The 11,164-nt window shown below is 69.8% G+C and carries 8 protein-coding genes and 1 pseudogene; 7 read left to right on the forward strand and 2 right to left on the reverse strand.

All coding sequences use genetic code 11. The annotated features are described in order from the left end of the window. Window positions 1–43: 43 nt before the first annotated feature. Complete coding sequence (locus ACZ6D7_RS11295; RefSeq protein WP_469487270.1) at window positions 44–1,579, reverse strand: MFS transporter; 1,536 nt, start codon at window positions 1,577–1,579, stop codon at window positions 44–46. A 226-nt stretch (window positions 1,580–1,805) separates the two neighbouring features. On the opposite strand from ACZ6D7_RS11295, the gene ACZ6D7_RS11300 reads away from it, so the two are divergent. The 5 genes from ACZ6D7_RS11300 to ACZ6D7_RS11320 all read left to right on the forward strand — a co-directional run bounded on the left by ACZ6D7_RS11300 (window position 1,806) and on the right by ACZ6D7_RS11320 (window position 5,274). After that, entirely contained in the window at window positions 1,806–2,546 is a 741-nt protein-coding gene (locus tag ACZ6D7_RS11300) for a TetR/AcrR family transcriptional regulator (RefSeq protein ID WP_469487272.1), read from the forward strand. A 5-nt stretch (window positions 2,547–2,551) separates the two neighbouring features. Beyond that, window positions 2,552–3,760: a sensor histidine kinase gene (locus ACZ6D7_RS11305; RefSeq protein WP_469487275.1), complete on the forward strand. Its 1,209-nt coding sequence runs from the start codon at window positions 2,552–2,554 to the stop codon at window positions 3,758–3,760. A gap of 59 nt (window positions 3,761–3,819) precedes the next feature. Continuing rightward, window positions 3,820–4,500, forward strand: a complete 681-nt coding sequence (locus ACZ6D7_RS11310; RefSeq protein ID WP_469487277.1) for a response regulator — start codon at window positions 3,820–3,822, stop codon at window positions 4,498–4,500. A 251-nt stretch (window positions 4,501–4,751) separates the two neighbouring features. Then, window positions 4,752–5,018, forward strand: coding sequence for a type II toxin-antitoxin system Phd/YefM family antitoxin (locus ACZ6D7_RS11315; RefSeq protein WP_469487282.1), 267 nt, complete (start codon window positions 4,752–4,754; stop codon window positions 5,016–5,018). After that, entirely contained in the window at window positions 5,011–5,274 is a 264-nt protein-coding gene (locus tag ACZ6D7_RS11320) for a type II toxin-antitoxin system RelE family toxin (protein WP_469487285.1), read from the forward strand. Before ACZ6D7_RS11315 ends, ACZ6D7_RS11320 begins: the two co-directional genes overlap by 8 nt. Before the next feature lie 369 nt (window positions 5,275–5,643). On the opposite strand, the pseudogene ACZ6D7_RS11325 reads toward ACZ6D7_RS11320, so the two are convergent. After that, window positions 5,644–7,822: pseudogene (locus ACZ6D7_RS11325) on the reverse strand (DEAD/DEAH box helicase). Window positions 7,823–8,324: 502 nt separating this feature from the next. Between ACZ6D7_RS11325 and ACZ6D7_RS11330 the strand changes: the two are divergent. Beyond that, entirely contained in the window at window positions 8,325–10,409 is a 2,085-nt protein-coding gene (locus ACZ6D7_RS11330) for an N-6 DNA methylase (RefSeq protein ID WP_469487288.1), read from the forward strand. Window positions 10,410–10,492: 83 nt separating this feature from the next. Next, complete coding sequence (locus tag ACZ6D7_RS11335; RefSeq protein WP_469487293.1) at window positions 10,493–11,074, forward strand: Uma2 family endonuclease; 582 nt, start codon at window positions 10,493–10,495, stop codon at window positions 11,072–11,074. The last annotated feature ends 90 nt before the right edge of the window (window positions 11,075–11,164 follow it).

An 11,164-nucleotide genomic window follows, 5' to 3' on the forward strand; every position in this document is an offset into this window, starting at 1 on the left:
GACGTCGCATGGGTGCGGGGGCGGGGCCGTCGACGCGGTGGGCTCAGACGACCGCGGCGACGTCCGTGCGGGCCGCGTCCTCGGCCGAGACCCGGATGGTGAACAGGGCGATCAGGAAGGCGGCGACCAGGACGAAGCCGGCGACCAGGAAGCCCACGCCGTAGCCGTGCGAGAGGGCGTCGTGGACGGCCTCCTGGATCTGCGGCGGCATCTGTCCGCCGGTGGCCCCGTGGGCGTCGCCGCCGCCGGAGCCGGGCAGCAGCTCCTTCATCCGGTTCTCGGTGGCGTTCGCGGCGATCGTGCCGAGGACGGCGAGCCCGAGCGCGGCACCGACCTGCTGGCCGGCGTTGAGCAGCGCCGAGGCGACCCCGGCCTCCTGGTCGCGCACGCCGGCGACGGCCGCCAGGGCGAGCGGGACGAAGCACAGGCCGGTGCCGGCGCCGCCGAGGACCAGCGGGCCGAGCAGGTCGGTGGTGTAGGAGCTGTCCGCACCGAGCGCCGACAGCCAGAACAGCCCGGCGGCGAAGACCAGCGTGCCGACGGCGAGCAGCGCGCGCGGCCCGGTCCGCGCGATCAGGGTGCTGCTCAGGGTGGCGGTGACGGCCGCGCCGACCGCGAACGCGAGGAAGGCGAAGCCGGTCCGCATCGGGCTGAAGCCGAGCACGATCTGGATGAACAGGGTGAGGAAGTAGAACAGCGCCATCAGCGCGGCGCCGATCGTCAGCATGATCACGTACGAGCCGGAGCGGGCGGGCGAGGCCCAGATCCGCAGCGGCATCAGCGGGGAGGAGGACCGGGCCTCGATCACCAGGAACAGCAGCAGCAGCGCGACGCCGGCCACGATCGGCAGGACGGTGGCGGTGTCGCTCCAGTCGTGCGAGGCGGCGTTCATCAGGCCGTACACGATGAGGGAGGTGCCGCCGGTCACCGAGATCGCGCCGGGCAGGTCGAGCTTGCCGGGGGTGGGGGTGGACTCGCGGAAGGCGCGGGGCGCGCCGAGCAGCACCAGCAGGCCGATGGGCACGTTGACGAAGAGCACCCAGCGCCAGCTCAGGGCGTCGGTGAAGACGCCGCCGAGGACGTTGCCGAGCGCGCCGCCGAGGCCTGCGACCGCGCCGTAGACGCCCATCGCCTTGTTGCGTTCGGCGCCGGGCGCGAAGGTGCTGGTGAGCAGCGCGAGCGCGGCGGGGGCGACGAGCGCGGCGGCGACGCCCTGGAGGGCGCGGGCGGCGAGCAGCAGTTCCTTGCTGTTCGCCATGCCGCCGAACAGCGAGGCGGCGGTGAGCAGGGCGATGCCGGCGATGAACGCCTTGCGCTGGCCGAACTTGTCCGCGATCCGGCCGCCGAGCAGCAGCAGGCCGCCGAAGGCGAGCGCGTAGGCGTTGACGACCCACTCCAGGTCGGTGGCCGAGAAGTCCAGCGCCTGCTGGATCGACGGGAGGGCCACGTTCACGATCGACACGTCCAGCACGACCATCATCTGCGCGATGGCGATGAGGGTCAGGGCGAGGGACTTGTGGGCGGAACCGCCGGGCGGGGCCTCCCGCGCCGACGTCTTTGCCTGGGGCTGTGTGGACACGGATCACTCACTCCTGAGAGGTCCTGTGGGGCAGCTACCGGGCCACTATGGGACACCTTGCCCCGAATGTATGAGACAGACTGTTCCGAATCTTTGGAACAGGATGCACCATAGTCATCTCTGGGGCAAGGTGTCCCAGAGCGGGATCCGAGGCAGACTGTCCCAGAACCCCCTGGCGCGGCGGCCTCGCCCCGACCCCGCCGCGCGTACGACCGAACGGAGCCGGATGTCCGCCTCTCCCGCCCCCGAGCCGACCGGCGCCCTCGACGCCCCCGACGCGCCGCCCGCGCCCGGCCCCGACACGGGCCCGTCAGCCGCGCCGGACCGGGGCTTCGACGCGCCCGACGCGCCCGGCCGCGGCCCCGACCCGCGCGCCGAGCGCAGCCGGGCCGCCGCCCTCGCCGCCGCCCGCGACCTGCTGGTCGAGCAGGGCTGGTCGGCGGTGACCCATGTCGCCGTCGCGGCCCGCAGCGGGGTCGGCCGCTCGACCCTCTACCGCCACTGGCCAGACGCCTCCGGCCTGGTCCGCGACGTCATCGCGCAGCGCATCTCCACCGCCCGCGCCCCCCTGACCGGCGACCTGCGCGACGACCTCGTCCACCAGCTCGACGGACTGCGCCGCCTCCTGCACGACCCGGTGAGCGACCGCGGACTGCGCGCCGTCATCGAACGCGCCGGCGTGGACCCGGTCTTCGCCCGCCTCAAGGAGGACCTCTACCGCCACGGCTCCCAGGACTTCCGCACCATCCTCGAAGCCGCCCGCACCCGCGGCGAAATCGACCCGGACCTCGACGTCGACCTCGCCGTCGACCAGCTCGCCGGCCCCCTGATGTACCGCCGGCTGCTGGCCGGACGCCCGGTCACGGAGGAGTACGTGCGCCGGGTCGTGCACGACTTCCTGGCCGCCCACACCCGCCCCGACGGGATCCACGGCACCCCGGCCGGCACCCACCCCCTCGTACCCTGATGGACATGGCCTCCTCACCCGTCGCCGCGCCGGCCGAACCCGTCTTCCGGATCGACCGGACGATGGCGCTGGTCGGCGTCTGCCAGTTACTCGAACTGGGCTGGATCGTCCTCGGCCGCACGGCGGACGGCGCGCTCGCCGCGCTGGCCGGCTGCGCCGCCGCGACGATCGGCTGGCTGGGGCTCGGTTTCCGCGCCCGCCGGCCCCTCGCCGCCGCCGTGCTCGCCCTGCTGGTGACGCTCGTCTACTACACGAACGCCGGCATCAACGGCCCGACACCCGCCCTGGTCTTCATGGTCGCCCTCTACAGCGTCGCCAGATCCGGCCAGCTGACCGCGGTCGTCGCCCTCGCGGTGCTCATCATGCTGGTGATCGCCTACGGCGAGCTGGGCGTCGTCGACCAGCAGCGCAGCGTCGACAACATGTCGATCGCGCTGCTCAGCGGCTGGTTCCTGAGCGTGATCGCGTTCAGCCACGCGATGCGCACCAGACAGGCCTATCTGGCCGAGGCCGAGGCCCGGGCGCTGGCCGCCGAGCGCGAACGCGACGTACGGGCCAAGCAGTCGGCGACCGAGGAACGGCTGCGGCTGGCCCGCGAGCTGCACGACGTGCTGGGCCACAACATCTCGCTGATCCACGTCCAGACCACCGCCGCCCTGCACCGCAGCACCCGCCGCCCCGGGCAGACCGCCGAACTCATCACCGCCCTGGAGTTCGTCCGCGACACCAGCAAGGAGGCCCTGCGCGAACTGCGGGGCACGCTGGGAGTGTTGCGGCAGGTGGACGAGGCCGCGCCCACCGCGCCGACGGCCGGCCTCGACCGGCTCGGCGAACTGGCCGACCGGGCCGCCGTCACCGGCCTGAACGTGAAGGTCACCGTCGAGGGCGAGCAGCCCGTCCTCTCCTCCAAGATCTCCCTGGCCGCCTACCGCATCGTCCAGGAGTCCCTCACCAACATCACCCGGCACGCCCAGGCCGCCAACGCCACCATCGAGGTCGCCTACACCCCGGACGAACTGCGCGTCCGCATCGAGGACGACGGCCAGGGCGCCGCTGACGGGAACGACCGGGGCAGCGGCATCGTCGGCATGACCGAGCGGGCCCGTGCGCTGGGCGGCCGACTGACCGCGCGCGACACGGGCCAGGGCTTCCGGGTGGACGCGACCCTGCCCCTGACGACGGCGGACCCCCTTCCCGAACCCACCGTCAACTGATGTGCCCCACCGGCCGATTCACGCACGACACGGCAGAACTCCCTGTCTAGGGTGGCCCCATGACGACGACGCCACGCATCAGAGTGCTGCTCGCCGACGACCAGAAACTCGTCCGGGCCGGATTCCGCTCCATCATCGACGACGAGGACGACCTGGAGGTGGTCGGCGAGGCGTCCACCGGCACCGAGGCCGTCCGCCTGACCCACGAACTGCGCCCCGACGTCGTCCTGATGGACATCCGCATGCCCGAGGAGGACGGCCTCGCGGCCACCCGCCGCATCGTCTCCGACGAAAGCCTCTCCGAGGTCCGCGTGGTCATCCTCACCACGTTCGACGTGGACGACTACGTGTACGGCGCCCTGCGCGCCGGCGCCTCCGGCTTCCTGGTCAAGGACACCGAGCCGATGGAACTGCTGCACGGCATCCGGGTCTGCGCCCGCGGCGACGCGCTGATCGCCCCCGCGGTGACCCGGCGCCTGATCGCCGAGTTCGCCGGCCGCGTCGTCCAGCCGGACGTCAGCCCCCGCCTCAACGTCCTCACCGAGCGCGAGTTCGAGGTCATCCGCCTGGTCGGCGCCGGCCTCACCAACGACGAGATCGCCGCACGCCTGGTCCTCAGCCCCTACACCGCGAAGACCCACGTCAGCCGCATCATGACCAAACTCAACGTCCGCGACCGCACACAGCTGGTGATCATCGCCTACGAAAGCGGCATGATCAAACCGGGATGGCTGAGCTGACCCCAGGAAGCCGGCTCGCCGTACGGAACCTGCTGAAGCAGGATGACCAGCCCGGCTACGCCCCCGGAAGGACAACGCCGCCGGACCGGCATCCATCAGGGCCTGGCGGGTCTTGGCTCCCATGCTCGGAAGTCCCCGCGCATCGCGGATCGATGTGGTGCGCAACCTGGCCTGACATGTGACCTGACTACTGACTCCAGAGCCGGACACCCACCTTGTGTACACATGCGACACTCAGTACGCTTGGGCGCATGAGTCAGATGCCCATAGAGTCCATCCGCGACGTACGTGCCCACCTGGCCGAGGTCGTCGAGCGGGCCGACCGGGACGACGTGCCCACCGTCATCACGCGGCGCGGCAAGCAAGTGGCCGCCGTGGTGTCGATCGAGGTGCTGCGCAGGTACCAGGAGTGGGAAGAGCGCGAGATCAACCGGATCATCGACGAGCGCATGGCCAACCCGGCACCCGGCATCCCGATCGAGGACATCATGAGGGAGACGCTGGCGCGCAGTGAGTGAGTACCGAACCGCCTTCCGGCCGGAGGCGCAGGCTGAACTCCGGAAGATCCCTCGCGACATGGCACTGCGCATCCTTGCCAAACTGACCGAGCTGGAGAGCGATCCGCTCGGCTTCAACACCACCGCACTCGTGTCCCAGCCGGAGCGTCGTCGCCTGCGAGTCGGCGACTACCGCGTCGTCTACACGGTCGACAACGGCGAGCTGGTGGTGTGGGTTGTGCACGTCGGGCACCGCTCCACCGTCTACGACACCTGAGCACTCCTGACGTCAGGTCAGAAGATCCAGCACCGATCCAGCACGGGATCGACGAAGGGGCCGGGCTCTTGAGAGCCCGGCCCCTTCCGATCTGCATGTTTGCCAGATCAACGACGTGGTGTTATTTTATCCGCTCACACGTTGAAGCGGAATGCCTGCGGCCCGATCCTGACCTGCGGCGGAGCCACATCCAGGGCTCTGACCAGGCATTCCACCGTTTGGTTGCGTTGGCCTCCGACGGCCGCTTACGACCGTCCTGCGGACTGTCTGCGGACTGCTGGGGCCTCCACCGAACGGGAGAATCCACGCCCTGGGGCTGGCTCGTCGACGAGGCCGCGCTGATAGCTGAGGCACCGCACCCCCTGTCACTCACTCGGGTGTCGTGAGCCTCCCACCGGTCAGGCCCAAGCGGGCCTGTTCCTCTTCGACGATCCGACGGGCCAACTCAGTATCTGAGACATCGACCGCGTCCGGGGTGGCTTCGGCCACGGCGCTGCGGCGGGCGTAGGCATCGAACAGGCGGGACTTGTCTTCCAGCATCTTCACCATGCGCTCGTCCACGCCCCCGGTGGCGAGGAGGCGGTGCACACGAACCGGCCTGACCTGACCCATGCGGTGGGCACGGGCCACTGCCTGGTGTTCGATGGTCGGCTTGATCTGAGGCTCGCAGATGATAACCACGGAGGCGGCCTGCATGTTGAGGCCGACGCCCCCCGCCTGGATCTGCGCCAGCAGCACCGCGGGGCCCGAGACGCCGGCGAAGTCGTCGACGATCTGCTGCCGCCGCCCGGCCGGGACGCTGCCGGTGAGCGGCCCGAATACCGGAGCGCCGTCAGCGGGTCCTGTGTCGAGTGCCTCCTTCACCACGCCCAGCACGTCCTTGAAATTGGAGAAGATCACCGTCTTCTGCCCGCTCCCCCCCGGCCTCCTGGACGATCTCACGGAGCCGACCCAGCTTGGCCGACCTCTCGGGGCGCATGTACGCAGCCCTGCGCATCGCCATGAAGTTGCCGACGCGCACGGCTTCCCGGTACGCCTCCTCGTCCGACGCGCTGAGCTCCTCCCACTCGTCGGTCTGCTGGAGGGTCGGGAGTTCCGTCAGCACGTCCTCCTGGTTGCGTCGCAGATAGACCGGGGCGACGGCCTTGCGGAAGGCAACCGATCCGGCCAGCGCGTCCCGATCTCCCAAGGAATCCGCGACATCGCCGTCGAGCATCCGGACCAGGTTGCGGAACTCCACGACCCTGTTCTCCATCGGTGTTCCGGTCATGAAAAGGGTGCGCTCGCAGCGATCCGTCCACACGGCGACCGCTTGAGAACGCTTGGTACTCGGGTTCTTCACGGAGTGCGCTTCGTCGACTACCAGCAGCCCTACCTCTCCTCCGCCCGGCTCGGGAAAACCACGCAGAGCGTCGAAGGTGGTCACCGCGACACCGCCCCGCCCTTTCCAGTCAGCGAACGCATAGTGCCGATCCGGGCCGTGGAGCACCGTGACCCGCAGGGCGCTGCGGGCTTCGACCTCCCGTGTCCAGTTCACGAGGACGCTGGCCGGGCAGACGACCATGAAGTGGCTCTGTCCCTCGGCGGCCAGGTGTGCCAGCACGGCGATCGCCTGGATGGTCTTCCCGAGCCCCATCTCGTCGCCGAATATCACCTTGCGCTGCGCGAGGGCGAACCGCGCACCGAACGCCTGGTAGCCGCGCAGGGAGACCCGCCGGTGCGCATCGTCGAGGTGCTGGGTCCGTACCCGCTCTGCGATCTCGTCCGGTAGGAAACCCTCGGCAGCAGCCGCGTCGGGCAGCCGCCCGGAGATCTCGGCGAGCAGGCTGTAGTACTCGGCGGAACGGAGTTCGAAGTCCGTCCAGGCCGCGAGGTCACTCGAAGGCCGCAGCAGGTCCACCGAGGCCTGGGCAAGCAGTCCGTCCAGGCCCCCGTGTTCCGCCTCGTCCACCAGCGATCGGATCTCCGTGACCGCCGTCAACGCGCGGGCCTTCTTCTCGTGACCCGCCAGAAGCATCCGAATCCGGCCGGCAGCGGACCTGGCAGCAACCAGCAAAGGACCCAAGCCGCTCCGCCAGGGCTGTCGCCTTGTCAACCGCGCGCCGGGCGTCGGCGCCCGCCTCCACCAGTACGTGCAAGGCCATGACGAGCGCTGTGGTGCTCGGTACGGGCCGGTCCACGTCTATGTGAACTGCCACGGTCTCGTGCGCGGCCTCGGAGAGCCAGCGGGCGGCGGCAAGCATCTGGTCAACCGTGCGGTGCCCGACACCGGGAATATGCCGCAGCCGGTAGGGACCCGCTTCGAGTACACGGCCTACGGTGCGCAGCCCGCTCTTCTCCACGCTCCCAAGCCGGAGCCGTCCTTCGGTGACGTCCTGCAACCGGGCGACGGGAATGGCGTCGAGCTCCCGCTTCACCGCCGCATCGTGAATCGGCTTCAGTGCCGCCTTTACTGCCTCGACCGCCCTGCTGTGGTCAGTGACCACAGCTTGCACCGCCTCGTACAGCCGCGCTCCCCTCGCGACCGTGTCCCCTCGCCACGTCCCACGCGCCCCGCCCCTCTCCCACAGTCCCCACATCATCCAGGAGACCGGGCACAACCTCCCGCGATTCCGCATTGGCCCCAGCCCAGCCGGAGCGGCCCCGCAGCAAGGGGCACCAACACAGGAAGGGCGAGGGCGACGGTCGGCCGCGCCGTACAGGGCCAACACGCTAAGTCGATGGTGATGTGAGCCACTCCCGGGGCTTCCGTGCGGCCAACTCCCTCGGACCGCGACTCATCCCCAGCCCCCTCAACCAGCAAGGAAACGAGAGCAAGTTCGCGCAGTCACACTGCGCATTAGCCATTGATGCGGCGTGCGGCACCGTCGGCGCCTCACATCAACCGTCGCTCACTGCTAGTTTTCTGACAGCTCCACAGACGATGCCAGAGAAGTTACGCCGGGCCAGCGGCACGTGAGAACTGCGCAGAACAACTGCGCATGGCTCGTACCTGCAGCCGCGCACGTAATCAGCCGGTCGAAGTGAAACGCCCGAAAGAGGAGTTCCCCATGGAGAGTACGGATGCAGGCGGCCCCGCCGCAGAGGTCGTCGACCGACTGTGGCGAGCGTACGCACCCTTCCAGCGGGGTCGCGGCACGGACCGCGACCTCACCGCGATGCTCGCCGTCCTGGTGCTCGCGGGGTTCATCGACTCCGCGAACGACCCGGGTGACGAACTCGTGAAACGGTGGTCCAGAGCCGTTGCGGAGGCACGGACCGGGTACCCACCGCTGCGGGACCTGAATGACGTGCTCCTCCTCGCCTCCAGACACGACCGGTTTCCCGTGCTCGCACCCTGGAATCCGGAGAACGTCTTCGCCGGCAAGGGTGAGGTGGACGACCTGCCATGGGCGGCGGCCTTCCTCACTGCGCTCCAACAGCCCCCTACGGCCGCCGCGGCCGGACTCGAAGAAGTCAGCGACCTGCTCCTGGAACGGTACGTCGCGGAGAGCACCGCTCTGTCGGGCGAGTACCACACTCCTCGCACGCTCACGCGACTGCTTGTGGAAGCCCTGTCCCCCGAGCCCGGCGATCGTGTACTCGACCCCGCCTGCGGCACCGGGGGGTTCCTCACCGCCGCCGCGCAGCACATCGCACAGCAGGGTCCCGGTGGCGGAGCCTCGTTCGAGGGCTACGCCATGGATCACCGCAACCCCCACCTGGCCATGCTGAACCTGGCCCTGCACGGCATCGACCGGCCCCTGGTGCGTGCCTCCGATCCCGGGTCGCTCTTCCGGAACCTGGCCAATAGCATGGCCGAATTCGTGCTCTGCAATCCGCCGTTCAACCAGCGCGTCCAGGGCCTGGAACACCTCGACTGGCCCTTCGGGCCGCCGCCCGAGTCGAACGCAAACTTCGCCTGGATCCAACTCGCCTGGTCCCGACTCAGCGAGAAGGGGAAGGCGGCCCTGATCATGCCGTCGGGCGCCGCCTCCACACGCGGTCGCGCAGCGGAGATCCGCCAGCACATGCTGGCCAACGACGCGCTTCTCGCCGTTGTCGCACTACCAGCCGATCTGTTCTCCCACACGACCGTCCCTGTACACCTCTGGCTACTCGCCCGTGACAAGTCCCACCATGTCCCCGCCGGGGAAACCGAGTCCGTCCTCTTCATCGACGCGAGCCGACTCGGCACGCAGGCTCCGCGCCAAGCGCGTGTGCTCGGCCCGGCGGACAGGAGCCGCATCAGCGGCCGGCTTCACGCCTGGCTGCGGTCTCCCCGCTCGACCCCCGACGAACCCGGATTCTCCTGCTCGGTCTCGTACGACGAGATCCTCGAGAACGACGGCTGCCCCCTTGACCCCCGGCTGTACGTGGCGCCTGCCCGGGAGCAGCCGCCCGCGGCCCTGGACACGCGCCGCCTGCTCGACCATCTGGTGAAGCAGGCCGAATCGACAGTCGGCGCGACGGCCCACCTCTGCAAGAGCTTCGACCGGAGCGAGCGGGTGGCGCGCGGCGAAAGCGAAGCCCCGCGTGTGCCGCTCCGGCGCGTGCTGGAGGGCACCGCGGAAGGGGTACCCGAGGCCCCTGGCCTGCTGCTCGCGGGACCGTCGGGAAGCCTGATCCGCGCCGACCACTACGTCGACGTCGGTGGCATCCCCGTCGTGATGCCCAAAGACCTGACGGGAAGCGGCTTCAGCGCGGCGAGCATCCGGCACATCAGCGAGCGACAGGCCAGGGGGCTGGAGCGCTTCCACCTCCGCCTCGGCGACGTCGTCCTGGCACGCCGCGGAGAACTTGGACGAGCCGCCGTCGTCCGCGAGGAACAGCACGGCTGGGTGTGCGGCACAGGGTGCTTCCTGCTGCGTCCCCCTGCCGGGCTCGACGCCGACTACTTCGCCGCGTACCTACGCGGTCCGGAGGCACGCACGTGGCTGGAAGCCCACTCCACGGGGAGCATGAAGATGAAGACCATCTCCCTCAACGTGCTCGGCGATCTGCCCGTGGTACTGCCCAGCCTGGCAACCCAGCAGGCGATCGCCGACACGATGAAGCGGCTGGACGAACACGAGCGCCTGCTGCGCAGGCAGCTCGACCTGACGCAACGCATCCGTCATGACGCGCTGGACGGAGGCATCATCCCCACGCCGTAGGCACTCGCGGCCGTGGCGAGGTGGGGAGCCAGGGCTCCGGGGAGCACCCGGCTCGCCGCAGCCGTACCCGCTACCGTGAAGCCATGACCGCACTGCCCGACTGGATGCGCCCGCCCCGCGCGGAAGGCTGGTTCGCGGAGGACCTGGACCACCTCCCCGAGGCCCCGCGCCACACCGAGCTGATCGACGGAGCCCTCGTATTCATGATGTCGCCCCAGCGGTCCTGGCACGGCCGTCTCGTCACCGCTCTGACCACCACGCTCATGGCGCAGGCGCCGACCGGCGTCGAGGTCGAGCGGGAGATGACGATCCGCCTCGATGCCCGCAACCGCCCCGAGCCGGACCTCCTACTGACGGACCTGCCCTACGACCCCGACCGCACCTGGTACGCCCCCGATGACGTGAAGCTCGTTGTGGAGGTCGTCTCCCCCGAATCCGCCCACCGGGACCGCACGGTCAAACTCCGGAAGTACGCGGAGGCCGGCATCCCGCACTACTGGTGCATCGAGGACGAGGACGGGGCACCCGTCGTGCACGTCTATGAGCTCGACGAACCGACCGGCGGATACGCGCCCGCCGGCATCTTCCGCGGATCGCTCCAGCGCCCGGTGCCCTTCGAGATCAGCCTGGACCTCGACAAGCTCACACCTCCCCGCAGCCACTGAAACGTCAGCACGGGAACGCGGAAGGGGTCGGACTCCTCGTAGTCCGACCCCTTCTGGCCTGCACATTTGACGGTACTGCCAACATGCCGT

It is taken from the genome of Streptomyces sp. NPDC041784, from assembly GCF_055591025.1.